At 61.1% G+C, this 25,271-nt stretch carries 23 protein-coding genes; 13 read left to right on the forward strand and 10 right to left on the reverse strand.

All coding sequences use genetic code 11. From position 1 onward, the window contains the following. Positions 1-29: 29 nt before the first annotated feature. From xdhB to AC1D2N_RS01435, 3 genes are all read right to left on the reverse strand, one after another. The gene (xdhB, locus tag AC1D2N_RS01425) at positions 30-2,369 is read right to left on the reverse strand and encodes a xanthine dehydrogenase molybdopterin binding subunit (RefSeq protein ID WP_130652867.1); all 2,340 of its coding nucleotides are present in this window, start codon (positions 2,367-2,369) and stop codon (positions 30-32) included. A 103-nt stretch (positions 2,370-2,472) separates the two neighbouring features. Next, the gene (gene xdhA, locus AC1D2N_RS01430) at positions 2,473-3,939 is read right to left on the reverse strand and encodes a xanthine dehydrogenase small subunit (protein ID WP_130652866.1); all 1,467 of its coding nucleotides are present in this window, start codon (positions 3,937-3,939) and stop codon (positions 2,473-2,475) included. A gap of 28 nt (positions 3,940-3,967) precedes the next feature. Continuing rightward, the gene (locus AC1D2N_RS01435; protein WP_018243130.1) at positions 3,968-4,744 is read right to left on the reverse strand and encodes a 3-hydroxybutyrate dehydrogenase; all 777 of its coding nucleotides are present in this window, start codon (positions 4,742-4,744) and stop codon (positions 3,968-3,970) included. A 158-nt stretch (positions 4,745-4,902) separates the two neighbouring features. Between AC1D2N_RS01435 and glpK the strand changes: the two genes are divergently transcribed. From glpK to map, 6 genes are all read left to right on the forward strand, one after another. Then, positions 4,903-6,396 (forward strand): glycerol kinase GlpK, encoded by a 1,494-nt coding sequence (gene glpK, locus AC1D2N_RS01440; RefSeq protein WP_018446746.1) that lies wholly within the window; start codon positions 4,903-4,905, stop codon positions 6,394-6,396. 172 nt (positions 6,397-6,568) lie between these two features. Beyond that, a complete protein-coding gene (locus AC1D2N_RS01445; protein WP_130652865.1) occupies positions 6,569-6,943 on the forward strand; it encodes a YciI family protein in 375 nt (124 codons plus the stop codon). Continuing rightward, a complete protein-coding gene (locus AC1D2N_RS01450; protein WP_130652864.1) occupies positions 6,940-8,199 on the forward strand; it encodes an RNA polymerase sigma factor in 1,260 nt (419 codons plus the stop codon). Before AC1D2N_RS01445 ends, AC1D2N_RS01450 begins: the two co-directional genes overlap by 4 nt. Positions 8,200-8,300: 101 nt before the next feature. After that, the gene (locus AC1D2N_RS01455) at positions 8,301-8,768 is read left to right on the forward strand and encodes an SRPBCC family protein (RefSeq protein WP_130652863.1); all 468 of its coding nucleotides are present in this window, start codon (positions 8,301-8,303) and stop codon (positions 8,766-8,768) included. A 255-nt stretch (positions 8,769-9,023) separates the two neighbouring features. Further along, on the forward strand, positions 9,024-10,085 hold the full coding sequence (locus AC1D2N_RS01460) for an LLM class flavin-dependent oxidoreductase (protein ID WP_130653556.1): 1,062 nt from the start codon (positions 9,024-9,026) through the stop codon (positions 10,083-10,085). Positions 10,086-10,344: 259 nt separating this feature from the next. After that, positions 10,345-11,103: a type I methionyl aminopeptidase gene (map, locus tag AC1D2N_RS01465; protein WP_018243123.1), complete on the forward strand. Its 759-nt coding sequence runs from the start codon at positions 10,345-10,347 to the stop codon at positions 11,101-11,103. Positions 11,104-11,175: 72 nt separating this feature from the next. Here the strand turns inward: map and AC1D2N_RS01470 are convergent, their stop codons facing one another. Continuing rightward, on the reverse strand, positions 11,176-11,751 hold the full coding sequence (locus AC1D2N_RS01470) for a PadR family transcriptional regulator (protein WP_018243122.1): 576 nt from the start codon (positions 11,749-11,751) through the stop codon (positions 11,176-11,178). A 166-nt stretch (positions 11,752-11,917) separates the two neighbouring features. Between AC1D2N_RS01470 and AC1D2N_RS01475 the strand changes: the two genes are divergently transcribed. Then, positions 11,918-13,102: a YbfB/YjiJ family MFS transporter gene (locus tag AC1D2N_RS01475; protein ID WP_197728287.1), complete on the forward strand. Its 1,185-nt coding sequence runs from the start codon at positions 11,918-11,920 to the stop codon at positions 13,100-13,102. Positions 13,103-13,227: 125 nt separating this feature from the next. Next, positions 13,228-14,493, forward strand: a complete 1,266-nt coding sequence (gene sbmA / locus AC1D2N_RS01480; protein WP_027683515.1) for a peptide antibiotic transporter SbmA — start codon at positions 13,228-13,230, stop codon at positions 14,491-14,493. Positions 14,494-14,703: 210 nt separating this feature from the next. Here sbmA and AC1D2N_RS01485 read toward each other — a convergent pair whose 3' ends face one another. Next, positions 14,704-15,690, reverse strand: a complete 987-nt coding sequence (locus AC1D2N_RS01485; protein ID WP_026230718.1) for a polysaccharide deacetylase family protein — start codon at positions 15,688-15,690, stop codon at positions 14,704-14,706. 136 nt (positions 15,691-15,826) lie between these two features. Here AC1D2N_RS01485 and AC1D2N_RS01490 point away from each other — a divergent pair, with 136 nt between their 5' ends. From AC1D2N_RS01490 to der, 3 genes are all read left to right on the forward strand, one after another. Beyond that, complete coding sequence (locus AC1D2N_RS01490) at positions 15,827-16,411, forward strand: NnrU family protein (RefSeq protein ID WP_130652862.1); 585 nt, start codon at positions 15,827-15,829, stop codon at positions 16,409-16,411. A 206-nt stretch (positions 16,412-16,617) separates the two neighbouring features. Further along, positions 16,618-17,301 (forward strand): tetratricopeptide repeat protein, encoded by a 684-nt coding sequence (locus AC1D2N_RS01495; RefSeq protein WP_028732950.1) that lies wholly within the window; start codon positions 16,618-16,620, stop codon positions 17,299-17,301. 18 nt (positions 17,302-17,319) lie between these two features. Then, complete coding sequence (der, locus tag AC1D2N_RS01500; RefSeq protein WP_018243116.1) at positions 17,320-18,744, forward strand: ribosome biogenesis GTPase Der; 1,425 nt, start codon at positions 17,320-17,322, stop codon at positions 18,742-18,744. 227 nt (positions 18,745-18,971) lie between these two features. Here the strand turns inward: der and AC1D2N_RS01505 are convergent, their stop codons facing one another. Beyond that, positions 18,972-19,409 carry a MarR family winged helix-turn-helix transcriptional regulator gene (locus tag AC1D2N_RS01505; protein WP_130652861.1) on the reverse strand — a complete coding sequence of 146 codons (438 nt, stop codon included), beginning with the start codon at positions 19,407-19,409 and terminating at the stop codon, positions 18,972-18,974. A 161-nt stretch (positions 19,410-19,570) separates the two neighbouring features. Here AC1D2N_RS01505 and AC1D2N_RS01510 point away from each other — a divergent pair, with 161 nt between their 5' ends. Then, positions 19,571-20,584 carry an alpha/beta hydrolase gene (locus AC1D2N_RS01510; RefSeq protein ID WP_130652860.1) on the forward strand — a complete coding sequence of 338 codons (1,014 nt, stop codon included), beginning with the start codon at positions 19,571-19,573 and terminating at the stop codon, positions 20,582-20,584. 6 nt (positions 20,585-20,590) lie between these two features. Here the strand turns inward: AC1D2N_RS01510 and AC1D2N_RS01515 are convergent, their stop codons facing one another. Beyond that, positions 20,591-21,772, reverse strand: a complete 1,182-nt coding sequence (locus AC1D2N_RS01515) for a glycosyltransferase family 4 protein (RefSeq protein WP_130652859.1) — start codon at positions 21,770-21,772, stop codon at positions 20,591-20,593. 240 nt (positions 21,773-22,012) lie between these two features. Continuing rightward, positions 22,013-23,053, reverse strand: coding sequence for a glutamine synthetase beta-grasp domain-containing protein (locus tag AC1D2N_RS01520; RefSeq protein ID WP_018243112.1), 1,041 nt, complete (start codon positions 23,051-23,053; stop codon positions 22,013-22,015). Between the two features lie 432 nt (positions 23,054-23,485). Here AC1D2N_RS01520 and gstI point away from each other — a divergent pair, with 432 nt between their 5' ends. Beyond that, positions 23,486-23,677, forward strand: coding sequence for a glutamine synthetase translation inhibitor GstI (gstI, locus tag AC1D2N_RS01525; protein ID WP_018243111.1), 192 nt, complete (start codon positions 23,486-23,488; stop codon positions 23,675-23,677). A gap of 110 nt (positions 23,678-23,787) precedes the next feature. Here the strand turns inward: gstI and AC1D2N_RS01530 are convergent, their stop codons facing one another. Both AC1D2N_RS01530 and AC1D2N_RS01535 read right to left on the reverse strand, forming a co-directional pair. Continuing rightward, complete coding sequence (locus tag AC1D2N_RS01530; RefSeq protein ID WP_113542379.1) at positions 23,788-24,708, reverse strand: sugar kinase; 921 nt, start codon at positions 24,706-24,708, stop codon at positions 23,788-23,790. Positions 24,709-24,902: 194 nt separating this feature from the next. Further along, a complete protein-coding gene (locus AC1D2N_RS01535) occupies positions 24,903-25,244 on the reverse strand; it encodes a hypothetical protein (protein ID WP_130652858.1) in 342 nt (113 codons plus the stop codon). Positions 25,245-25,271 lie beyond the last annotated feature (27 nt).

The following is a 25,271-nucleotide window of genomic DNA, read 5'->3' on the forward strand; positions in this document are numbered from 1 at the left end:
AACAAACGAGCCGGACGCATTCGCATCTGCTACACCCGCTTCATCCGCTCGACCGCCATCAGCACCCGCTCCGGTGTCGCCGGTGCGTCCAGCCTCGGGCAGACCCGATAATCCGCGACACTGCCTACCGCCATCGACAGTGCCTCCAGCACCGAGATCGCCAGCATCAAGGGTGGTTCGCCGACGGCCTTGGAGCGGCCGATGGTGGCCTCAGTGTTCTCGGACCATTCGGCGAGGCGCACGTTGAAGATCTTCGGACGGTCGGAAGCGAGCGGGATCTTGTAGGTCGAGGGGGCATGGGTGCGGAGCCGGCCCTTGTCGTCCCACCAGAGTTCCTCCGTCGTCAGCCAGCCCAGGCCTTGGACGAAGGCACCTTCGACCTGGCCCATGTCGATCGCCGGATTCAACGAGCGGCCGACATCGTGGAGGATGTCGGTGCGGTCAATCAGATATTCGCCGGTCAGCGTGTCGATCGACACCTCGGTGCAGGAGGCGCCGTAGGCGAAATAATAGAAGGGCGTGCCGCGGCCGGCCTTGCGGTCCCAGTGGATCTTCGGCGTCTTGTAGAAGCCGGCGGCGGAAAGCTGGACGCGGGCGAAATAGGCCTGCTTGATGAAATCGGGGAAGGGGATCTCGATCTCGCCGACGCGCACGCGGTTCGGCAGGAAGACGACGTCGGCAGGCCCAACATCCCACTTCTCGGCGGCGAAGGCGACCAGCCGTTCTTTGATCTGGCGAGCAGCGTCATAGGCGGCCATGCCGTTCAAGTCCGAGCCGGAGGAGGCGGCAGTGGCCGAGGTGTTCGGCACCTTGGCCGTCGTCGTCGCGGTGATCTTCACCCTGTCGATATCGACCTGGAAGCTGTCAGCCAGCACCTGCGCCACCTTGGTATAGAGGCCCTGGCCCATTTCGGTGCCGCCATGGTTCAGGTGGATCGAGCCGTCCTGGTAGATGTGGACGAGGGCGCCGGCCTGGTTGAAGGCAGTCATGGTGAAGGAGATGCCGAATTTCACCGGCGTCAGCGCGATGCCCTTTTTTATATAGCGGCTGTCGCGGTTGAAGGCGATGATGGCGTTGCGCCGTGCCTGGTATTCGGACGTTTCCTCCAGCTCCTCGACGATGCGGGGGATGATATTGTCCTCGACCTCCTGATGGTAGGGGGTGAGCGTGCGCCCGGAGCCCGGCTGGCCGTAGAAATTCAGCTTGCGGACATCGAGCGGATCCTTGCCGACGGCATAGGCGATTTCCTCGATGAAGCGTTCGGCCCCGAGCATTCCCTGCGGCCCGCCGAAGCCGCGGAAGGCGGTATTGGAGACGGTGTGCGTCTTCAGTGGTTTCGACGTCAGATGCACATGCGGGTAGAAATAGCTGGAATCGGCATGGAAGAGGGCACGGTCGGTTACCGGCCCTGAGAGGTCGGAGGAGAAGCCGCAGCGTGCCGCATAGGTCGCGTCGACCGCGTGGATGCGTCCTTCGGCATCGAAGCCGAGCTCGTAATCGACGAGGAAATCGTGGCGCTTGCCGGTAGCGCTCATATCCTCGTCGCGGTCCGGGCGGAATTTGATCGCGCGGCCGAGCTTCTTGGCGGCAATCGCCGCAAGTGCTGCGAACTGATTGCCCTGCGTCTCCTTGCCGCCGAAGCCGCCGCCCATGCGGCGCACGTTGACGGTCACGGCGTTGGAGGGAATATCGAGCACATGGCCGACGATGTGCTGGATCTCGCTTGGATGCTGCGTCGAGGACCAGACGGTGACCTCGTCGTCCTCGCCGGGGATCGCCACGGCGATATGGCCTTCGAGGTAGAAATGCTCCTGTCCGCCGATGCGCATCTGACCTTTCACACGCATGGCGGCATTCGTCATTTCCGTATCCGGCTCGCCGCGCCGCAGCGTCATCGGGGTGATGACGAGCGGGCTGCCATTGGCGAGCGCCCCGTCGATATCGCTCCAATGCGGCAGGTCGCGATAGTCGATCTTTGCCAGCCGCGCGGCGCAGCGGGCGGCATCACGCGTCTCGGCGATGACGGCAAAGATCGGCTGGCCGTGGAACTGAACTAAAGTTTCGGCCAGCAGCGGCTCGTCATGGCTGCCGTTGGAGCTGACGTCGTTGACGCCGGGCACGTCTTTGCCGGTGAAGACCCAGACGACGCCGGGATAGGCGGCGACCGCGGAGAGATCGATAGCGGCGATTTCGGCATGTGCCCGGTCAGAGAGGCCGAGGGCGCCGTGCAGTAGACCTGCGGGTTCCGGAATATCGTCGATATAATCGGCGGTTCCGGTCACATGTTTATGCGCTGAATCATGTCGCTGCGAGCCGTGCATCGGGCCTGCGATGATGGCCTTGCGGTCTTCGAAGGTGGACTTGTCCATTAGCGCCTCCCTCCGCGAAGGGAGTGAGGGGAGGCGACCGCGACCGTTCCCATCGAAGCTTGCCACCAGGTCTTGGAGATCAGGCTGAAGATCGATTTTTCCATCACGCCACCTCCTCGAACCGCTTCAGTTCGGCCGGCGCGCCGACGGTCTCAAGATAGAACCGCGTCAACAGGTTCTTCGCCGTCAGCTGGCGGTATTCCGCCGTCGCGCGCCAGTCGGTCAGCGGCTGGTAATCGGCGTCGAATGCGGGGCGGGCTGCCTCGATCGTCACTTCCGTCCATGGTTTGCCAATCAACTCGGCCTCCACCGTGCGGGCGCGTTTCGGCGTCGCCGCCATGCCGCCGAAGGCGATGCGAATATCGGTGATCATCTCGGCATCGTCGAGCGTCAGCAGGAAGGCGCCGAGCACGGCAGTGATGTCCTCGTCGCGGCGCTTGGTGATCTTGTAGGCGGCAAAGCGGCTCATTGCTACGGGGTAGGGCACGAAGACGCTCTCGACGAATTCGCCGGGCTTCCGGTCCTGCTTGCCATAGGCGATGAAGAAATCCTCGAGCGGCATTCTGCGCTGGCCTTGCAGGGATCGCAGCGTCAGCGCCGCGCCGAGCGCGATCAGCGGCGGCGGGCTATCGCCAATCGGCGAGCCGTTGGCGATGTTGCCGCCGATCGTGCCCATGTTGCGCACTTGCTCGCCACCGATGCGATCGATCAGCCGCCCGAGCGCCGGGATTTTCTTGGAGATCGCCTCGAAGGCCCTGGTGTAGCTGACGCCGGCGCCGATGGTGACGCCGTCCTCGCCTTCCGTAACCGACTGCAATTCGCTGAGGTGATTGATGAAGACGACCGGGCTCAGCCTGCGCATCTGCTTCGTCACCCAGAGGCCGACATCGGTCGCGCCGGCGACGATAATCGCGTCGGGTTCCTGTGAAAGGACCTCGGCCAGCGCCTGGACAGAAGCCGGCACGATCAGCCGGTCTTCGCCATTCCCAATCCTGATCGTGCCGCTCGCCTGCATTGCCCAAAGCCGCGCGACGATTTCCGAGCGCGTCCGTTCCAGCGGGTCGAAGAGCGTACTCGGCCGCACCAGGCTCACCTGCTCGGCGGCCTTGACGATCGGCTCGTAGCCCGTGCAGCGACAGAGATTGCCTTGTAGCGCCTTTTCAATTTCCTGGCGGCTCGGCTTTTCCTTGGCGAGCCAGAGACCGTAAAGCGACATGACGAAGCCCGGGGTACAGAAGCCGCATTGCGAGCCATGACAATCGACCAATGCCTGCTGGACGGGATGCAGCGCGCCGTTCTTGCCGGCCAGATGCTCGACGGTCACCACATGGCTGGCATGCAGCGAACCCATGAAACGAATGCAGGCATTGACGGATTCATAGGCGAGCTTGCCGTCGGCCAGCCGGCCGACGAGCACGGTGCAGGCGCCGCAATCGCCTTCCGCGCATCCTTCCTTGGTGCCCGTCAGTTGTCGCTTCAACCGCAGAAAATCGAGAAGCGTCTCGGTTGGCCTGACATCGGTAAGCGTGACGTCCTCGCCATTCAGGATGAAGCGGATGCTGTCGTTCATGATGTTCCTGTTGTTGTTTTCCAAATGGTTAAGCCGCCGTCCAGCCACCGTCAATCGAGATGTGCGTTCCCGTCACCTGCCGGGCGGCATCGCTGGCGAGATAGAGCGACAGTGCGCCGATTTCTTCGGCCTTGACGAATTCATGCGTCGGCTGCGCCTTGAGGATGACCTCGCTCTTCACCTGTTCCTCGGTCATGCCGCGGGCCTTGGCGGTATCCGGTATCTGCTTCTCTACGAGCGGCGTCAGCACGTAGCCGGGGCAGATGGCGTTCACGGTCACGCCGAATTCGGCGAGCTCCAGCGCTGCCGTCTTCGTCAGGCCTAATATACCATGTTTTGCCGCGACATAGGCGGATTTGAAAGGGGAGGCGACGAGCCCGTGGGCCGAGGCGATGTTGATGATCCGGCCGTACTTCTTCGCTTTCATCAGCGGGATCGCGGCGCGCATGGTATGAAAGGAACTCGACAGATTGATCGCGATGATCTGATCCCATTTCTCGATCGGGAAATCCTCGACCTTCTCGACATGCTGAATGCCGGCATTGTTGACCAGGACATCGACGCCGCCGAAGGTCTTGGCCGCCGTTTCGATCAGGTCGGCGATCTCTGCGGGCTTGGTCATGTCGGCCGGATGATAGAGCGCCCGGCCTTTGGATAATGATTCAAGCCGTTCGACGATCGCCTTGATTTCATCAGCCTTTCCAAAACCGTTGATGACGATGTTGTCGCCCGTTTCTGCGAAGGCAGTGGCGATCGCAAGGCCGATGCCGCTGGTGGAACCGGTGACGACGACTGTTCTGCTCATGCTGTTCTCCCTGAAATGGCGATGCTGCGGTGCAGCGCTTAGCTGCGAGGTTATGCCCAAAGCCGGCGGGCTGGCAATTCCGCTTTATTCGCTTTTCTCGCTCCCATCCGTGTCCTATTGATTTGCTTCGACAATTGACATGCTGAGGGAGGGTTTTCATGAGCGGATATGTTCTGGCGATCGATCAGGGAACGACGTCGACGCGGGCGATCGTCTTCGATGGCGACATGCATGTCGCCGGCAAGGGCCAGAAGGAATTTACCCAGATCTACCCGCGCTCCGGCTGGGTCGAGCACGATCCCGAGGAAATCTGGGATTCGGTCGTCTCCACCGTCCACATGGCGCTGCGCGATGCCGGGATCGAGGCTAGGGATCTTGCAGCACTCGGCATCACCAACCAGCGCGAGACGGTGGTCGTCTGGGAACGCGAGACGGGTCGGCCGATCCAGAATGCCATCGTCTGGCAGGACCGGCGCACGGCAAGCTATTGCGACAATCTGAAAAGGCAGGATCTCGAGCGGCTGTTCACGAAGAAGACCGGCTTGATCCTCGATCCCTATTTTTCCGGCACCAAACTTTCCTGGATGCTTGCAAACGTGAAGGGCGCGCGGGCGCGCGCTGCCAGGGGCGATCTCTGCTTCGGCACGATCGACACTTTCCTGATCTGGCGGCTGACGGGTGGCAAGAGCTTCGTCACCGATGCCACCAATGCCTCGCGCACGCTGATGTACAATATTGCCGAAAACGCGTGGGACGAGGATCTGCTCGATATTCTGAGGGTCCCCGCCGCGATGCTGCCGGAGGTCAAGGATTGCGCCGCGGATTTCGGCACCGTCGATCCTGATATCTTCGGTGCTGCTATCCCCATCCTCGGCGTTGCCGGCGACCAGCAGGCGGCCACCATCGGCCAGGCGTGTTTTGCGCCGGGCATGATGAAATCGACCTATGGCACTGGCTGTTTCGCGCTGCTCAACACCGGCGCCGACATGGTGCGTTCCAAAAATCGGCTGCTGACCACCATCGCCTATCGCCTGAACGGCGAGACGACCTATGCGCTGGAGGGTTCGATCTTCATCGCCGGCGCCGCCGTGCAATGGCTGCGGGACGGGCTCGGCATCATCGGCAGCGCGGCGGAGACCAACGCGCTTGCCGAAAGGGCCGATCCGACGCAGGAGGTCTATCTGGTGCCCGCCTTCACCGGTCTCGGCGCGCCGCATTGGGATGCCAAGGCGCGGGGCGCGATCTTCGGGCTGACGCGCAACAGCGGCCCGGCGGAACTCTCCCGAGCGGCGCTGGAGGCCGTCTGCTATCAGACCCGCGATCTGCTCGACGCCATGCAGAAGGACTGGAAGAACGGCACTGAGGACACAGTGTTGCGCGTCGACGGCGGCATGGTCGCCTCCGACTGGACGATGCAGCGCCTTGCCGATCTGCTCGATGCGCCGGTCGATCGCCCGATGATCCTGGAGACGACGGCGCTGGGGGCTGCCTGGCTCGCCGGCAGCCGGGCAGGGGTGTGGCCGGACAGGGACGGTTTTTCGGCGACCTGGAAACGGGATCGGCGGTTCGAGCCAGACATGGACGAGAAGGTGCGGGCGGCGAAGCTCAAGGGTTGGAAGAATGCGGTCAAGCGGACGCTGAGCGAGGGCTGAGGCGCGATCAGCGCCCTCATGTAGCGCCGCTCGTCCCGGGAGATGCCAGCCATTTCTTCAGCTATGACGCCGTCCGTGCTCCGGAAGATCACGAATTTCCGGTCAATAATTTTTTGATGCGGCCTGTCGGGTAAGCGGTTACTCCTTCGTCATTCAAAAAGAGGAGTGAGCGATGCTTTATGCAATCCTTTGTTACGCCCATGAGGAAACTGTCTTCGCCTGGTCCAAGGAGGAAGAAGCTGCCGTCATGGAGAAACTCTACGCCGTGCAGGAGCCGCTTGCCGCAGCCGGCAAACTCGGCCCCGTCGGCCGGCTGATGCCGACGACGGCTGCGACCACCGTGCGCAAGGGCAAGGACGAGCCCTTGGTCATTGACGGACCTTTTGCGGAAACGAAAGAGGCGCTTCTCGGCTTCTACGTCGTCGACTTTGAAACGCTCGACGAGGCGATCGCCTTCTCGAAGCAGCTTTCATCCGTCAATCCAGGTTCCACCTCTTACGAAATTCGGCCTTTCTACGTCTTCAGGCCCGGAGATGCTTCATCATGACAGACATTGCCTGGATCGACCTCGCGCTTGCATCGGCCCGCCCGAAGGCGCTCGGCGCGCTGCTGCGCTATTTCCGCAATCTCGATACCGCGGAAGAGGCCTTTCAGGAAGCGTGTCTGAGGGCGATCCGAACATGGCCGGAGAAAGGGCCACCGCGCGATCCCACAGCCTGGCTCATCTTCGTCGGTCGAAACAGCGGCATCGATGCGGTGCGCAAGCGGGCGAAGATCCAGGCTCTGCCGGATGAGGACGTCATCTCCGATACCGAGGATGCCGAAAGCGACATCGTCGAGCGGCTGGACGATTCCAATTATCGCGACGATATTCTGCGGCTGTTGTTCATCTGCTGCCATCCCGATCTACCGGCGACCCAGCAGATCGCGCTGGCGCTGCGCATCGTCTCCGGTCTTTCGGTGCCGCAGATCGCGCGTGCCTTCCTGGTTTCCGACAGCGCCATGGAACAGCGCATCACCCGGGCCAAGGCGCGCGTCGCCAAGGCCGGCGTGCCTTTCGAAACGCCGAGCCCGCAGGAGAGGGCCGAACGGCTCTCGATCGTCAGCACGATGATCTATCTGATCTTCAACGAGGGCTACAGCCAGGCCGATCCCAGGCATGAGGCGGCTGCCTTCAGCGACGAAGCGATCCGGCTGGCGCGATTGATGCTGCATATCTTCCCATCCGAACCGGAGTTGATGGGGCTGCTTGCGCTCATGCTTCTGCAGATCTCGCGCCGGCCGGCACGCTTCAACGCCGGGGACGAGATCGTGCTGCTCGAAGATCAGGACCGGTCGCTGTGGAACCAGCCCTTCATCAATGAGGCCTTAGCGCTGCTCGACAAGGCGCTGCGTCATCGTCAGCCTGCCCCTTATCAGATTCAGGCGGCCATCGCTGCTGTTCACTCCCGCGCAAAACGCGCTGGGGATACCGACTGGGTGGAGATCGATCTGCTTTATCGCGCGCTGGAGCGTCTCCAGCCGTCGCCTGTCATAACGCTCAACCGGGCCGTCGTCGTCTCCAAGCTCCAGGGTGCGCAGGATGCGCTCGACCTCATCGATCCGCTTGGCGAAAAACTTGGCGGCTATTTCTACTATCACGGCTTACGGGGCGGGCTGCTGAAGCAGCTTGGCTTGACCAGTCAGGCGCGCGAAGCCTTCGACCGGGCCATTGCACTTGCCCATTCGGCGGCTGAGGCAGCCCATATCCGCCGACAGATCGACAAGATGCAGGAAGAGGCTACGCATCCGGTCGCAAAATAAAATGCGAAAAGAACTGCGCGCTGTCGGAACGGCGAACGTCGACACGTCCTTGTAGCAACCTGATAGGAAACAGGTTTCATTCAAATGGAGAGAATGTCGATATGACCGCCAGCACGCAACATGAACTCGTCCTCGTTCGCGAATTCGACGCGCCACGCGAGAAGATCTACAAGGCATGGACTAATCCTGATCTGCTGAAGCAGTGGTTCGTGCCACGTCCCTGGGGGGTGGAGGAAGCGACGCTCGACGTCCGCCCCGGCGGTTCCAGTGTGGTCGTCATGCATGACCCCGAGGGCAATCAGTACCCAAACCGCGGCGTCTATCTCGAGATCATCGAGAACGAGAAGATCGTCTTCACCGATGCCTATACAAGCGCCTGGGTGCCGTCCGAGAAACCTTTCTTCACGGGCGTCATCCTGCTCGAAGATCTCGGCAACGGCCGGACGAAATATACGGCCAAGGCGCTGCACTGGCGCGCCGAGGACAAGGAAGCGCACGAGAAGATGGGCTTCCACGAAGGATGGGGCAAGGCAGCGGACCAGTTGGCGGAGTTGCTGGCGAAGATGTAAGCGGGAGGCGAGGCTGCGCGGCGAGACCGCGTCGTCCTGACGCTTCAAGCAAGGTTTGAGACGGTTCGAAAGATGATTCCGCCGGCGCTTCGAAGTCGTTGAATTCAGATTCGGATTGGTCGCCGATCGGACTTCCGGATCCCCAAAGACATCATGCCGCCCATCGAAATTCTCGAACATTCCGTTCCAGAATTTGTATTTGCGCTCTATCCCCGGCATCCTTATCTCAGCCGAGAATTCAACAGGATGCAGATGATGGAACTGGGGCTTTACACATTCGCCGACGTCAATCCCAACCCTGCGGGCAGCAGAGGCGTCGAAGGGGCGGAGCGGCTGAAGAACCTGATCGAGGAGATCGAGCTTGCCGATCAGGTGGGGCTCGATGTCTTCGGGCTCGGCGAGCATCATCGGCCGGACTATGCGGCATCCGCTCCTGCAGTCGTCTTGGCCGCGGCCGCGGTCAAGACTAGGAATATCCGGCTGACCAGTGCGGTCACCGTGCTCTCTTCCGATGACCCGGTGCGCGTCTTCCAGCAGTTTTCGACGCTCGACCTGATTTCCAACGGCCGGGCCGAGATCATGGCGGGGCGCGGCTCCTTCATCGAGTCCTTCCCGCTATTCGGCTACAATCTCGAAGACTACGACCAGCTTTTCGAGGAGAAGCTTGATCTGCTGCTGGCGCTGCGCGACAACGAGGTTGTGGAATGGAAGGGTGAGCTTCGCGCGCCGATCAACGGGCGCGGCGTCTATCCGCGACCGCTGCAGGATCCGCTACCGCTCTGGGTTGCCGTCGGCGGCACGCCGCAGTCGGTGGCGCGCGCCGGCGCGCTGGGCCTGCCGGTGGCGCTGGCGATCATCGGCGGCGAGCCGCGGCGTTTCGCGCCGCTCTTCGATCTCTACCGCGAGGCGGCGCGCCGGGCAGGTCAGGACCCGGCGAAGCTGAAGACCAGCATCAACGTCCATGGCTTCATCGCCGATACAACGGAGGCGGCGGCCAATCAGTTCTACGGGCCTCAAGCCGAGGTGATGAACCGCATCGGCCGTGAGCGCGGTTGGGGACCGACGAACCGGGCGCATTTCGACATGTCGCGCGGGCCGAATGGCGCGCTCTTCGTCGGTGATCCCGAGGCGGTCGCCGAAAAGATTATCGCCCATCACGCCCTCTTCAAGAACGACCGCTTCCTGCTGCAGATGGCGATCGGCCTGATGCCGCATGCCGAGATCATGCGCGGCATCGAGCTTTACGGCACGAAAGTCGCGCCGATCGTCAGAAAGGCATTGACTGAAAGGGGCGAAGAGGCGAAAGCCACGGCCTGACGAGCGCACAACGTCGAACATCGGAATCGATTTTCGAAAAAGGATTGTGCGCCACTTCAACGTGATGAGCGTCCTTCGCGCGTCCTGTCGAACGCGCGGCGCTCTAGAACAGGATGATTTTAGACCGGGTCGGCCTAAAATTTGAATCCGGTTCTAAATTAGATAGTTAGAGCATCATGTTGTCCGAAAACCGCTCACACGTTTCGGCATCATGCTCTGAGGCGGCCGCGGCCGTCCTGCGCAAGGCCGGAACAGACGAATGGTTATCGCAAACGACGACGAACTGGTAAAGCTCAAGGAGATCGGCCGGATCTGCGCCAACGCCATCCAAGTGATGGCAGCGGCGATGGAGCCCGGCATGACGACGCTGGAGCTCGACCAGATCGGCCGCAAGGTGCTCGAGGATTCGGGCGCGCGCTCGGCGCCAGAGTTCTGCTACCAGTTTCCCGGTGCCACCTGCATCAGTATCAACGAGGAAATCGCCCACGGAATTCCCGGCCCGCGCGTCATCCGCGCCGGCGATCTCATCAATATCGACGTCTCGGCGGAAAAGGATGGCTTCTTTGCCGATACTGGCGCTTCCTTCGCGGTGCCGCCGATCAAGCCAAAGATCGAGCGGCTCTGCCGCGACGGCAAACGGGCACTCTGGGTCGGGCTCAACCAGGTCAAATCGGGCGAGCCACTGGCAAAGATCGGCACCGCCGTCGGCGCCTTTGCGCAGAAGAACCGCTATACGCTGGTCGCCAATCTGGCGAGCCACGGCGTCGGCCGCTCGCTGCACGAGGAGCCGGCCGAGCTCTCGACCTGGCCGGACCCTTCGGAAAAACGGATGATGACGGAAGGTCTCGTCTTCACCGTCGAACCTTTTCTCTCGCTCGGCGCAACATGGGCCGAAGGCGGCGACGATGCCTGGACGCTCTATGCCGATCCGAAGGCGCCGACCGTGCAATATGAGCATACGGTGGTCGCAACGCGCAACGGGCCGGTGGTTCTGACCTTGCCGGATGAGCGGGCGTAAGACCGGTACTGAACAATGAAGAAAGGCGGCGGGAGCTGACTCTGTCTCAAATCCCGCCGTACAGTCTTCGTCTCAGCTCCGCGTTTCCGGCCTGCCGCCTTGCAGGATTTCGGTGGCGGCGCGTTCGAGGATGCCGGCGATGCGGGCAGCTTCGGGTTTCGACCAGGGATAGCGCATGCGCATCGCCGAGCGCAGCAGCATACGGGCGGCGCGGATATCGCCGCCGTCCTGCATGAAGTCGCCGTCATCACTGTCGTCGGCGCCGTGACGGTCTGTTTCGAAGACACGCTTCACGTGGGCCATCTTCTCGCCGATGCGTTCCAACTTGGCGAACGTATGCAGGATCATGGCACGGTTTTCCTCGACGCGGCGGCGGCCGGCCTCGGTGATGCGATAGAGCTTCTTGGCGCCCTCAGCCTCCACCTCGGCAAGACTGGTTTCCTCGAGATAAGTGAGGGCGGGATAGATGACGCCCGGACTCGGCACGTAGAAGCCGCCCGAGCGCTCTTCCAATATCTTTATCAATTCGTAGCCGTGGCGCGGCTGCTCAGCGAGCAGTGCCAGGATGACCAGTTGTAGATCGCCGGCCGCGAATTTGCGGCCCATGCGGAAATCTCCGCCGAACATGCCGCCTTTAAAACCTCTCATGATTCTTCCTTTCATCGTTAGAAGTATCGTTAGCTATGTCGTAAAATATATATCGTAAGATATTCGCTTTCAAGCGCGACCGAAAATTTTTGACGTTTCTGGAAATTGATAGATCGATCAGAATTACTTGATTGTGATGCCGGTGCTGCAGCGCGATAAACGCGGCATGCTCGTCCGCACCCGTCACTCCCCGCCGAACCTTGTTTCCACTGCCGCTGCCGGCGCCGTTGCCATGGCCGCCGCCATGGGCTTCGGGCGCTTCTCCTACACGCCGATCCTGCCCGGGATGATCAGCGGCGTGCCGCTTTCGGCAGCGGATGCAGGCTTCATCGCGTCGGCCAATTTCGTCGGCTATCTCGTCGGCGCCGTGCTTGCAGCCTATGGCTGGGCGGCGGGGCGGGAGCGGCCGGTGGCGCTGTTGTCGCTGCTGGCAACCGCGATCCTGCTTGCCGCCATGGCCGCCACCGATTCCGTCGCCGTCTTTGCCATCATTCGTTTCTTGGCCGGCGTCGCCAGCGCCTTTGCGATGGTCTTCACCTCGTCGATCGTGCTCAGCCACGGGGCTGCCGCTGGCAACGATCATGTGCAAGCAGCGCATTTCGGCGGGCCGGGTGCGGGTATCGCGCTGTCTTCGGTCATGGTGCTGCTGATCGGCCTCGGCTTTCACGATGAACCGGGCGGCTGGCGGGCCGATTGGATCGGCGGGGCGCTCTATTGCGCAGCAAGCCTTGTCGTCGTCTTCCTGCTATTGCCGTCGGCGCCGGCGCAATCGGCGCAGGTGGGCAAGGAGCCGGCGCTCACCTGGAACCGGCCAATGGTGCTTCTGACGCTGTCCTACGGCCTGTTCGGCTTCGGTTACGTCATCACCGCGACCTTCCTCGTTACCATCGCGCGCCTTTCTGCAACCGGACCCTTCGTCGAATTCCTCTGCTGGTTCATCGCCGGCCTGACGGCGGCGGTGGCGCTGTTTGCCTGGAAGCCGCTGGTCAAGCCGCTCGGGCTTGGCGGGGTCTATGTCGCAGCGCTTCTGATCGAGGCCGCCGGTGTGCTTGCGACCGTAGCGCTGCCGCCTTCCGTCGCACCGCTGATCGGCGGGGCGCTGTTCGGGGCGACGTTTCTGGCAATCACTGCTTATGGGCTGCAGATCGGCCGCAAGCTTTCGCCTGACAGTCCGCGGCGGATCCTGGCGATGATGACGGCCGCCTTCGGCCTCGGCCAGATCGTCGGACCTGTTGTTGCCGGCTGGATCGCCCAGCGCAGCGGCAGTTTTACCGTCCCGACGGTGATCGCCGCGATCGCGCTCGTCGCCTGCGCGGCGCTGGTGATGCCCGTGATCAAGAAAATCTCTTAACCGGTTACATCTCCGTAACAATCGGCCGAACCCATTGCTGCTTCCTTCGAACTGCCTTAGTTTCCGGCACAATCAGTGTTCGACGACACTCCCGAGACTCACAGTTCAGGAAAGCAAAGCCTCCCGTGTTTCATTCCTTTTTTCCGCAGCCAAAGGCGTTCTTTAGTTCGCTCGTCGTTTGGACCCTGATTTCCATTGCCGGCTGGTATCTCTTCGCCGCGAGCCTCGGTGTATCGCTCGGTTATGCGCCGGTTGCCGAAGAGCAGCAGCCGATCGACCTTTCGTTCTTCCTGCTGCCCGAAAATGTCTGGTTCTACGGCTATTTCTTTCTGTCGGCGGTGGTCTTCTGCGGTGCATGGCATCTGAAGGCGCTGAACCACCCCTGGAAGATTTGGTCGATCTGGGGTTCGGCACTGATCATCTTCGTGACCTACTTTGGCGTCCAGATTAGCGTTGTGATCAATAACTGGCGCCGGCCGTTTGGTGACCTTCTGCAGAACGCATTGTCGAAGCAGCCAGGCATTTCCGTCGATAATTTCTACAGCCTGATGTGGGTCTTCTGCCAGATCGCATTCCTCAGCATGTTCGTATCGATCATGACCGACTTTTTCACCAGCCATTACATCTTCCGCTGGCGAACGGCGATGAACAATTTCTACATGTCGAAGTGGGAAAAGCTTCGTCACATCGAAGGCGCCTCCCAGCGCGTTCAGGAAGATACGATGCGCTTTTCGAGCACGCTCGAAGGTCTTGGCATCAGCCTCATCAACTCGGTGATGACGCTCGTGGTATTCCTTCCGATCCTTCTGGCCCTGTCGCATTACGTGACCGAGTTGCCGTTCATCGGGCCAGTGGCGAATTCGCTCTTTTGGCTAGCGCTGTTCTGGTCGGCTTTCGGCACGCTTCTGTTGGCGGTCGCCGGCGTCAAACTGCCGGGGCTGAATTTCCGCAACCAGCGCGTCGAAGCGGCGTATCGCAAGGAGCTCGTCTATGGTGAAGACCATGCGGAACGGGCTGAGCCGCTGACCGTCAGGGAGCTCTTCGGCAACGTTCGCCGGAACTATTATCGCATGTATTTCCACTACATGTATTTCAATGTCGCCCGTTATTTCTACATCCAGGCCGACGCGCTCTTCGTGGTCTTCATGCTGGTGCCGACGATCGTGGCGGGCACCATCACTTACGGTATCTTCCAGCAGATCTCGACCGCCTTCGGACAGGTCAGCAACTCGTTTCAGTATCTCGTCAACTCCTGGACAACGATCATTGAACTGCTCTCGATCCACAAACGCCTCAAGGCCTTCGAGGCTGCGATCGACGACGAACCGCTGCCTGAAATCGACCAGCGCTACCTGGAGCGTGAGACGGGGGTCGTGCACGCCGACGGCTGATGGGCAGGGAATCTTTGCGAGCATCGGAAGATTGGCGTTTGGGGCGCCTCCTCCTCGCTGGGTAGGAGGGGCAATCGCAGCGTCGCAACGAATCTCTTCTCCCCCGCGGGGAGAAGATGCCGGTAGGCAGATGAGGGGGCGGCCAGGCACGTCGTCTCGTTCAAGGGAACTTAGAGACACCCTGAAGGCTCGACAGCGCCATAGCCGCCATCAAAGACCTGACGTCTGCAATCTGCCGCGGGCCTCGATCATCGGGATCGCCTCCGAATAGCTGACGCAGGCGACGTCGGCGCGGTGGCAGACGTCGCTGACCAGGCGGTCGAGCGCCCGCCAATAGGCGCCGCCGTTCATTTCGACGAAGTGGAAGCCGAGCTGTAGCGGGACGCGGGCGCCGGCATACTGTTTGTCGAAAGCTTCCTTGAAGGCGGCATAGGCGCGATCCTCGAATTCCGCGGAATCGGCCGTATCCTCCTCACCCTTTGAATGGCGGACGAAGAGATTGTAGTCCATGCCGATGATCGGCTTCTCGTTCGGGCCTTCGGGGATCAGCGGCAGGCCGAAGCGGATGATGCCGTCTTCCTCGACAGGCATGGCAGGCCCTTTGGTGACCAGGCTCGCATCATAAGTGAAGCCCGCCTTCTTTTCGGCGGCGATCATGTCAGCGCCCGCGGTTGCCGAGAGATAGGGGGCGCGAAAGCCCTTGATGGCGTGATCGACCAGATCCTGCCAACCGGTCGGCTCCTGCAGGCCGACGCTCTTCCAGGCGTTTTTCAACGTCGCATGAAAGGTTGCGTATTCGGCCGACCAGTCGGCCTCGCTCCAGAGGCGGCCGTCGAAATGGCCACAGGCATGGCTCGATATGTCGTGTCCTTCGAGGTGGGCGTGCCAGATATTGCCGAGGCGCTCGCGGATCTCGTCGTCGCTCTGCGCGAAGCCGACATTGGATTTTCCGCGTTTCTGGTGCGGCGCCTGATAGGCCTTCTTCGCCGCCTCATTCATCAGGAAGGTGCAGGAGAGAAAATAGGTGAAGTGGGCGCCGTTTTTCGCCGCCATCTCGCGGCTCTTCAGCCAGAGCGCGTTGTCGTGGGCGCCGTCGAAGGAAATGATGACGAGCTGTTTCGGCCGGTCGGCCGCCTCGGCGATTGCCGGGAGCAGGAACGAGGCAGCCAGACAGGTGGAGAGGAGAAGACGGGACATGGACACCGCGACAATTTGTTCGCGGTTTCCCTCCGATAGAATTGCGGCGAAGCTGCGGTCGCGCTGGCATTTTTTCACGCCAGCCCTTAGAGCCTTTCCTGGTCAGATGTGACAAACGGTACGGAAGGGATCCGCAATGACATTGCTTATCGTCGGCATCATACTTTTCCTCGGGGTGCATCTGGTGCGGGTGGTGTCGCCCGACTTTCGCCGCTCGATGATTGCAAGCCTCGGCGAGAAGGGCTGGCGGGCGGCCTATTCGATCGCCAGCATCGCCACGCTGGTTCTTTTGATCTACGGCTTCGGGCAGGCGCGTGATGTGACCGGCATGCTGTACAATCCGCCGGTCTGGATGGCGCATATAGCAATCACGCTGATGCTGATCGCGATGATCTGTCTCGTCGCCTCGCTGCTGCCGGCGGGGCATATTGCAACCAAGACCAAACATCCGATGGTGCTGTCGGTGAAGATCTGGGCGCTGGCGCACCTGCTCGCAAATGGCGAGACGTCGTCGGTCCTGCTGTTTGCCGCCTTTCTCGGCTGGGGCGTCATCCTGCGCATTTCCTTGAAACGGCGGCAGCGGGCGGGCGAGATCACGCTCCGGCCGTTCGTCTCGGCCAAATACGACCTCTATGCCGTCGTCATCGGCATCGTCGTTTGGGCGCTGATCATCTGGAAGCTGCACGAATGGTTGATCGGGGTTTCGCCGCTCGTCATGTGACCGGCGCATAACCCCGAAATTCGATTCCGATTTTCGGGAAGGATTATGCGCGGATTCAAAGTGTTAGAGCGTCCTTAGCACGTCCTGTTGGACGCGCGGCGCTCTAATCTTTCACATCCCCCTTACAACGGCTGCAAAATGGGGTAGAAGGCCCGATAATATGCGTTTTGCATTGTGTATGGGTATTTCCGCGGCCGGAGACGAGAATGGCATTCAACGACGACAGCTTCATCCGTGAAGTCAATGAGGAATTGCGATCCGACCAGATGAAGGGTGTCTGGCGCCGGTTCGGCCGCTATATCATCGTCGTCGCCATTCTGATCGTCGTCGGCACAGCCGGCAAGGTTCTCTACGAGTATTGGGACGACAACCGTTCCTCCGGCACCGGCGACCAGTTTCTGGCGGCGATGAAGCTTGCCGACGAGAACAAGAACGACGAGGCGCTGGCCGCGCTCGACAAGCTCGAGAAGGAAGGCCATGGCGCCTATCCGGTGCTGGCGCGGATGCGGGCCGCGACCGTCCAGGTGCAGAAGGGCGATACCGCCGCGGCAATCGCCGCCTTCAACGAGATCGGCAAGGACAATGCCGTTCCGGCCGCCGTGCGCGATGCCGCCAAGATGCGTGCCGGCTGGCTGCTCATCGAGAACGGCGCTTACGAACAGGTTTCGGCCGCGATCGAGGAAATGGCTGTTCCCGGGAACGCCTTCCGTCATTCGGCGCGCGAGGCACTCGGCCTTGCCGCTTACAAAGCCGGCAACATGGCGCAGGCGCGGCAGTGGTTCCAGTCGATCGTCGATGATACCGACAGCCCACGCAATGTTGCCAATCGCGCCCATATGATGCTTGATCTGATTACCGCATCCGGCAAGGCGCCCGCCGCTCAGGGCTGATCGCGTTAAGGACAAGATATGAGTTTCACGGTCGCCATCGTCGGTCGTCCGAATGTCGGCAAGTCGACACTTTTCAACCGGCTGGTAGGTAAGAAGCTGGCGCTTGTCGACGACACGCCGGGTGTTACCCGCGACCGCCGGCCGGGCGATGCGCGGCTGATGGGCCTGACCTTCACGATCATCGATACAGCTGGTCTGGAAGAGGCCGACGCGGAAAGCCTGCAGGGCCGGATGCGTGCGCAGACGGAAGCGGCGATCGACGAGGCGGATCTTTCGCTTTTCGTCGTCGACGCCAAGAGCGGATTGACGCCCGTCGATACCGACCTTGCCGAAATGTTGCGCCGGCGGGGCAAGCCGGTGGTGCTTGTCGCCAACAAATCCGAAGCGCGGGGCTCCGACAGCGGCTTCTATGACGCCTACACGCTCGGGCTCGGCGAGCCGACGCCGATTTCGGCCGAACATGGGCAGGGCATGCTCGACTTGCGCGATGCGATCGTTGCGGCAATCGGCGAGGACCGGGCCTATCCCGCCAAGGAGGATGTCGCCGTCACAGATGTCGACATTCCACAGACGGAAGGCGAGGACAGCGACGCGGACGAAGAGCCGGCCTATGACGAGACGAAGCCGCTCAGGGTGGCGATCGTCGGCCGGCCGAATGCAGGAAAATCGACGCTGATCAACCGTTTCCTCGGCGAGGACCGGCTTTTGACCGGGCCGGAGGCAGGCATCACCCGCGACTCCATCTCGGTCGAATGGGACTGGCGCGGTCGCACCATCAAGATGTTCGATACGGCAGGCATGCGCCGCAAGGCGCGGGTGATCGAGAAGCTGGAGAAGCTCTCGGTTGCCGATGCGCTGCGCGCCATCCGCTTCGCCGAAACCGTCGTCATCGTCTTCGATGCGACGATCCCCTTCGAAAAGCAGGACCTGCAGATCGTCGACCTGGTGCTGCGCGAGGGCCGTGCCGCCGTGCTCGCCTTCAACAAGTGGGACATGATCGAAGACCGGCAGGCGGTGCTTGCGGATCTGCGCGAAAAGACCGACCGCCTGCTGCCGCAGGCGCGTGGCATCCGCGCCGTGCCGATCTCCGGCCAGACCGGCTGGGGACTGGACAAGCTGATGCAGTCGATCATCGACACGGACAGGGTCTGGAACAAACGCATCTCGACGGCGCGTCTCAACCGCTGGCTGGAGACGCAGCAGATTCAGCATCCGCCTCCGGCCGTTTCCGGCCGCCGCATCAAGCTGAAATATATGACGCAGGTCAAGGCCCGCCCGCCGGCCTTCATGATCTCCTGCACCCGCTCGGATGCGCTACCGGAATCCTATACACGCTATCTAATCAACGGGTTGCGCGCCGATTTCGACATGCCGAGCGTGCCGATCCGCATCCATTTCCGTTCGCCTGATAATCCGTTCGAAGGCAAGAAGAGGCGGACGTAGGGTTCAGGGGGCCGTGGTGGGAACACCCCTCTGCCTTGTCGGGCATCTCCCCACAAGGGGGAGATCGGATGGCCGTTGAGGCTTCCCAAAACAACTCCGCTTGGCGATTAAATATCGACAGAGAGGGACGAAGCGCTCGCCTCCTGCTGATCTCCCCTCCTATGGGGGCGATGCCCGGCAGGCAGGGGGCATACCACAAGCGCTGTGATACCCAGTCCGGTTAGCTGCTAAACCACGCTTCGATTCAGCGCCTCACGCAGCGCCACGATCTCGGCCTGCAGGCGGGTGAGATCAACTGCATCGCGACCGCTGGCAGCGGCGATGCAACCCGGGATGCCGATCGCCTTTTCCTTCAGGCGAATGCCTTCTTCGCTCAAGCGAATGACGACGACGCGTTCGTCCTCCCGGCTGCGTTCGCGTCTGACATAACCTGCGGTTTCAAGGCGTTTGAGCAGCGGGGTCAGCGTGCTCGATTCCAGGAAGAGCTTCTCACCCAAGCCGCCGACGGTCTGGCCGTCCTGTTCCCAGAGCGAAACCATTGCCAGATATTGCGGATAGGTGAGGCCGAGCGTGTCGAGCAGCGGCTTGTAGACGCGGTTCAGTGCGTGGCTTGCCGTATAGACGGCAAAGCAGATGAAATTGTCGAGCTTCAACTGATCCTGCATGGGAAATCTCCAAAATCAAGCGAATTTACATCGTGCGATAAATAATCGCAGCCGCTTTTTATGCATGGTAGCTATGCAGAAATATAAATTGTGCGATAAACAATCGTGCGCGATATAATGTCAGTGTTCACAACGAACATCGAAACCGAGAGGACAAGACAATGTCGACCATCAAGACCGTAGTTTCCGCAGCAGCACTGCTCGCAGCCTCCGCCGTTGGCGCGCTTGCCGATCCGGTACTCGAGCCGACAACGCAGAAATTCATCGACGGGCTTGCCGGCGGCAAGCCGATCTACACGCTGTCGCCGGCCGATTCCCGCAATGTCCTGGCCGGCGCGCAGAAGGGCGATGTGAAGAAGCTTGCTGCTAAGGAAGAGGACCGGGTCATCAAGGCTGGTCCGACAGGCAGCATCAAGCTGCGCATCGTCCGCCCGGAACATGCCAAGGGCACACTGCCGGTCATTCTCTATTTCCATGGCGGCGGCTGGGTGCTGGGCGATGCGGATACGCATGACCGGCTGGTGCGCGAGATCGCCAACGGCGCCGATGCCGCTGTCGTCTTCGTCGACTACGAGCGCTCGCCGGAAGCCCGCTATCCCGTTGCCATCGAGCAGGCTTATGCTGCGACCAAATATGTCGCCGAGCATGCCAAGGAGTTCAAGATCGACGCCTCCAGGCTCGCGGTCGCAGGCGATAGCGTCGGCGGCAACATGGCGGCGGTGGTGACGCTGCTTGCCAAGGAACGCGGCGGTCCTGCCATCGATCAGCAGGTGCTGTTCTACCCCGTCACCGACGCCAATTTCGACAATGGTTCCTACAACCAGTTCGCCGATGGCCCGTGGCTGACCAAGGAGGCGATGAAGTGGTTCTGGAACGCCTATCTGCCCGACGAAGCCAAGCGCAAGGAGCCGACGGCTTCGCCACTGCAGGCATCGCTGGAGCAGTTGAACGGCCTGCCGCCGGCGCTCGTCATCGTTGACGAGAACGACGTGCTGCGTGACGAGGGCGAGGCTTATGCCCGCAAGCTCAGCCAGGCCGGCGTGAAGGTCACGTCGATGCGATACAACGGCACGATCCATGACTTCGTGCTGCTAAACGCCATTGCCGAAACGCCTGCCGCACGCAGCGCGATTGCGGTCGCGAACGACACGCTTCGCAGCGCGCTTCACAAGTAAAACCAATCAGTCTGCGGACGGGAGGGGCCCGGCGGTTTCGCCGGGCTTTCTGCTTCTTGGAAGCGATTTGGCAAACTGCCACGCCTTCTTCCATTTCGGCGTGATGACGCCGTTGGCGGCGCGGATATTGTTGATGAACTGCAGTGTCGCCGCTTCCCAGGAATATTGCATGGCGAGTTCACGCGCCTTGCTGCGCGAGGCGGAGAGGGCGGCAAGGCAGGCGGCTTGCAGGTTGGCGTCGAGCGCCCCGACGTCACTGTCCTCGCCGATGATGTCGAGCGGGCCGGTGACCGGGTAGGCTGCGACCGGCACGCCCGATGCCAGTGCTTCGAGGATGGTGTTGCCGAAGGTGTCGGTGAGCGAGGGAAAGACGAAGACGTCGGCCTGGGCATAGGCTTTCGCCAGATCCTCGCCGAACTGCACGCCGGCGAAGAAGACGTCGGGATATTGCTTTTCGAGCTCGGCGCGGGCCGGACCGTCACCGACGACGACCTTGGAACCCGGCAGGTCGAGATCGAGGAAGGCCGGCAGGTTCTTTTCCAGCGCCACGCGGCCGACGGTCATGAAGATCGGACGCGGCAGGCCGAACGGGTTTTCCTCGAGCACCATCGGACGGAACTGCGTGGCGTCGATGCCGCGGCTCCAGGGCATGAGGTTGCGGATGCCCTTTTCCGACAGTTCGCGGGCAAGGCTCGGTGTCGCCACCATGCAGCCTGCGCCGCCATTGTGGAACCAGCGGACAAAGGAATAGAGCCAGCTCTTCGGTATGGGCAGGCGCGCGGAGACGTATTCCGGAAAGCGGGTGTGGTAGCTCGTCGAAAACGGCATGCGGTTCTTCAGGCACCAGCGGCGGGCGGTCAGCCCCAGCGGACCTTCGGTGGCAATATGCACGTAGGAGGGATTGTGCTTTTCGATCTCGCGGGCGATGCGGCGGTAATTGGCGATCGATAGGCGGATCTCGGGATAAGTCGGGCAGGGGATGCTGTTGAAGCGCTCCGGCGTCACCATCGAAACCTCGACGCCCATCTTCGCCAGTTCGCGATTGGTGTTCTCGATCGAGCGCACGACGCCGTTGACCTGCGGGTGCCAGGCATCGGTAACGATCACCAGCCTTTCGGGCAGGTTTCCGGCGGCTGCGGCATTCGCCCAGCTCTCGCCGCTATAAGTGTTTGCCGGACGTTGCAGCATGTCACGATTTCCATCCGCGTCGCAGTGATCTGGCAACGCTCAACCCCTCAGCGGGGTTCCGGAACGGCGATTCCCGCTTGCTTATTTTGAGGCATGACCATGATGGAAATATTACAGCCCATATTGCAAGGATTGCAGGGGCTTTCGCTGGCCTGATCGCCTCGATTATGTCGGCGGCGGGCGGCGGTTTCATGCATAGAGAATGACGGCGCCGGTCCAGGACCGGCGCCGTTTGGGAGGTTAAGCGGCAGCGGAAGCCGAGCTTGCTGTCGGAACTTCCGAGATCGTCTTCAGAACCTGCGAAGCGATCTGGTAGGGGCAGCCTTGTGAGTTCGGGCGGCGATCTTCCAGATAGCCCTTGTAGTCGTTCTTGACGAAGGAGTGCGGAACGCGGATCGAAGCACCACGGTCGGCAACGCCGTAGGAGAACTTGTTCCACGGTGCCGTTTCGTGCTTGCCAGTCAGGCGCTTGTCGTTGTCAGGACCGTAGACGTTGATGTGGTCCATCAGGTTCTTTTCGAACTGCGCCATCAGCGCTTCGAAATAGGCCTTGCCGCCGATTTCGCGCATGTACTTGGTCGAGAAGTTGCAATGCATGCCCGAGCCGTTCCAGTCGGTGTCGCCGAGCGGCTTGCAGTGATACTCGATGTCGATGCCGTATTTTTCGGTCAGGCGCTGCAAGAGGTAGCGTGCCATCCAGATCTGGTCGGCGGCTTTCTTGGAGCCCTTGCCGAAAATCTGGAATTCCCACTGGCCCTTGGCCACTTCGGCATTGATGCCTTCGTGATTGATGCCGGCAGCGAGGCAGAGGTCGAGATGCTCTTCGACGATTTCGCGGGCAACGTCGCCGACGTTCGAATAGCCGACGCCGGTGTAGTACGGACCCTGCGGAGCGGGGTAGCCCTGCTCAGGGAAGCCGAGCGGACGGCCGTTCTGGTAGAAGAAATATTCCTGCTCGAAGCCGAACCAGGCGTCTTCGTCGTCGAGGATGGTAGCGCGGGCATTCGATGCATGCGGCGTGACGCCATCCGGCATCATGACTTCGCACATGACGAGAGCGCCGTTGGTACGGGCCGGGTCGGGATAGATGGCGACCGGCTTCAGCACGCAATCGGAGCTGCGGCCTTCAGCCTGCTGTGTCGAGGAGCCGTCAAAGCCCCAGAGCGGAAGCTGTTCCAGCGTCGGGAATGCGTCGAATTCCTTGATCTGCGTCTTGCCACGCAGGTTCGGTACCGGAGTGTACCCATCGAGCCAAATATACTCGAGCTTATATTTTGTCATCGTGACTCTCTCAATGCTACGAAGGTGAGCAAATCCGGAGGTGATCTCGGCGCGCAAGCGCATCCGACCGCCAGGGATGACGCTTTAAAAGCACGTAGCGTGCCAGTTTTGGCGCCACGCAAAAGAAAAATCGCGAATCAGCGTGCCGGCCGATTTTTTCTCTTTTGGAAAATCGGGCTGTTTTTAACGCTCACAGGCGGTATCGCCCATCAAAACGCACTTTTCCCATCTGGAACTGGATGAAAATTGCGGCGTTAGGCTGAAATGATGAAGTGTTAAACAAATTATCGGAAGCTTTTAGCCGAGACAGCATGCCGACCGATCACAATTGTAACATTGCCCTTATTTTATGCAATTTGCATAAACTATGTGCATTGTGCTATGTAGATGGTCCTGAAATGTTGATGCGCCGAACTGAATGGAGGCGATCTCATGCCCACCGGTTTCCATCGTGAATCCGCAACGATCTACCAGTTTCCCGTTAAGGCGATACGAAACGCCAACCGGTTCGAACGCGCCAGGCTGATGGAGCGCGAGGCAGCAGACGTCTGCGATGCTGCGCTCGACAGCTGCTGGTACCATGACGAGGCAGTTCGCGAGTCCGATCGGCCGACGAAGTCCTGATTTCGTATAACCCTGAAATCGGATCGATTTGAGGGGGATCAGCGGAGCAAACGATGCCGACAAGGCGGAAGCGCCTGTGCATGGCGTTCGTACTGCGTCAGCATGTGCGGCTAGCCGCCATCCAATCCGAGCTTTTCCCTTACGACCAATGCACCATGTTCGCTGACGACACGGGCAGCGACCTTTGCTGCGAAGCGGGCGGCGGCAGGCGCATCGCCTGCTTCGAGGTATCGTGCGAGAAAGGCGCCGTTGAAGCTGTCGCCGGCGCTGGTGGTGTCGACCACCTTCTTCACCTTTTCAGCCGGAACGAATGTTTGCTCGCCGGCAAAATTCAGCGTGACACCGTCAGCGCCGTTCTTGACGACGATATCGACGGCGCCCAGTGCGCGATAGCGGTGGATCGTCGCCTCAATGGAATCATCGCCGAAATGGGCCGCCTCGTCGTCGAAGCTCGGCATGACGAGCACGGAGGAGCGGGCGCCTTCGCTGATTGTCGTGTGCATCACGTCGTAGCTCGACCAGAGGCGCGGCCGGATGTTCGGATCGAAGACGACGAGCTTGCCGGCGGCCTTGGCGCGACGGACTTCGGCAAGCAAAGTCTCGGCATCCTCATGTGGCAGGATGGCAAGAGTGATGCCGGAGAAATAGATGACGGCAGCGCTCTCCACCGCCTCGCGCAGGCGGTCCGGATCAGCCGCCAGGCTGCGGGCAGCCGAGCTGTCGCGCCAGTAGCTGAAGGAACGTTCGCCGTTCTTCAGATTGATCATATAGAGGCCGGGCGTCCTGCCCCTGATGCGGCGGATGAGGCTGGTGCCGATGCCTGATGTGTCGATGAAGGCCAGCATCTCATCCGACATGGCGTCGTCACCGAGGGCGGTGAAATAATCGACCGACCAGTCGGCGGCAAGGCAGGCGCGGGCATACCAGGCGGTGTTGAAGGTATCCCCGGCAAAGCCCTTGCGCAGCAGGCCGTCACCTGCCTGCGAGAGTTCCACCATGCATTCACCGATCGATAGAAACCGTCTGCTCACCTTGTCCTCCCGGCTTAGAGCGCTGCGGATCCAACAGGACGCGCTAGGGACACTCTATCACTTTGAATTGGCGGATTATCCGCAGGTCTTCATTCGCTGATACGCGGAGCCGGGCAGAGTGACAAGCGTCGATATTGCGGGAGATGAAAGCCCGTCTTCGCGGGCGAGGCGAAGGCGGGCTTTCAGAAGGACGCCTATTCGTGGATGGTGTAGCTGCCCATCGCGCAAAGATCTTGCGTATCTTCCGTGGTTGCGAGGTTTGAGCCTTCTTCGAATTCGAAGCGCATGTCGTATTTGCAGACGGTGCGGCCATCGGCGATGGTGATATCGATGCTTTCGCCCGGATTGAGAACGTCGTCACCGAAGACGTCTTCTTCCCATTCGCCGACGCCGGTCGGCGAGCTGTAGAAACGTGTCAGGACGGAGTTCGTCCCGTTGGTGAGCTTGAAGTTCAGATCTTCGGCATGCGACGAAACGGCGGAGGCGGCGATCATCGTGGCGGCGAGTGCGATCAAAGCTGATATTTTCGATTTCATGTATGCGTTCCCCTGGCTTGCGATTAG

It is taken from the genome of Rhizobium sp. P1_B8 (assembly GCF_056406515.1).

Bases quoted from the DNA above. Each gene is read 5' to 3' on its own strand.
- AC1D2N_RS01455 (WP_130652863.1), top strand. From the start codon at position 8,301: ATGACCGCCAGCACGCAACATGAACTCGTCCTCGTTCGCGAATTCGAC.
- AC1D2N_RS01485 (WP_026230718.1), bottom strand. From the start codon at position 15,690: ATGTCCCGTCTTCTCCTCTCCACCTGTCTGGCTGCCTCGTTCCTGCTC.
- AC1D2N_RS01475 (WP_197728287.1), top strand. From the start codon at position 11,918: ATGCTCGTCCGCACCCGTCACTCCCCGCCGAACCTTGTTTCCACTGCC.
- glpK (WP_018446746.1), top strand. From the start codon at position 4,903: ATGAGCGGATATGTTCTGGCGATCGATCAGGGAACGACGTCGACGCGG.
- AC1D2N_RS01450 (WP_130652864.1), top strand. From the start codon at position 6,940: ATGACAGACATTGCCTGGATCGACCTCGCGCTTGCATCGGCCCGCCCG.
- AC1D2N_RS01505 (WP_130652861.1), bottom strand. From the start codon at position 19,409: ATGCAGGATCAGTTGAAGCTCGACAATTTCATCTGCTTTGCCGTCTAT.
- AC1D2N_RS01510 (WP_130652860.1), top strand. From the start codon at position 19,571: ATGTCGACCATCAAGACCGTAGTTTCCGCAGCAGCACTGCTCGCAGCC.
- AC1D2N_RS01515 (WP_130652859.1), bottom strand. From the start codon at position 21,772: ATGCTGCAACGTCCGGCAAACACTTATAGCGGCGAGAGCTGGGCGAAT.
- gstI (WP_018243111.1), top strand. From the start codon at position 23,486: ATGCCCACCGGTTTCCATCGTGAATCCGCAACGATCTACCAGTTTCCC.
- AC1D2N_RS01490 (WP_130652862.1), top strand. From the start codon at position 15,827: ATGACATTGCTTATCGTCGGCATCATACTTTTCCTCGGGGTGCATCTG.
- AC1D2N_RS01470 (WP_018243122.1), bottom strand. From the start codon at position 11,751: ATGAGAGGTTTTAAAGGCGGCATGTTCGGCGGAGATTTCCGCATGGGC.
- AC1D2N_RS01445 (WP_130652865.1), top strand. From the start codon at position 6,569: ATGCTTTATGCAATCCTTTGTTACGCCCATGAGGAAACTGTCTTCGCC.
- AC1D2N_RS01435 (WP_018243130.1), bottom strand. From the start codon at position 4,744: ATGAGCAGAACAGTCGTCGTCACCGGTTCCACCAGCGGCATCGGCCTT.
- xdhB (WP_130652867.1), bottom strand. From the start codon at position 2,369: ATGGACAAGTCCACCTTCGAAGACCGCAAGGCCATCATCGCAGGCCCG.
- AC1D2N_RS01460 (WP_130653556.1), top strand. From the start codon at position 9,024: ATGGAACTGGGGCTTTACACATTCGCCGACGTCAATCCCAACCCTGCG.
- AC1D2N_RS01520 (WP_018243112.1), bottom strand. From the start codon at position 23,053: ATGACAAAATATAAGCTCGAGTATATTTGGCTCGATGGGTACACTCCG.
- map (WP_018243123.1), top strand. From the start codon at position 10,345: ATGGTTATCGCAAACGACGACGAACTGGTAAAGCTCAAGGAGATCGGC.
- xdhA (WP_130652866.1), bottom strand. From the start codon at position 3,939: ATGAACGACAGCATCCGCTTCATCCTGAATGGCGAGGACGTCACGCTT.
- AC1D2N_RS01495 (WP_028732950.1), top strand. From the start codon at position 16,618: ATGGCATTCAACGACGACAGCTTCATCCGTGAAGTCAATGAGGAATTG.
- AC1D2N_RS01535 (WP_130652858.1), bottom strand. From the start codon at position 25,244: ATGAAATCGAAAATATCAGCTTTGATCGCACTCGCCGCCACGATGATC.
- der (WP_018243116.1), top strand. From the start codon at position 17,320: ATGAGTTTCACGGTCGCCATCGTCGGTCGTCCGAATGTCGGCAAGTCG.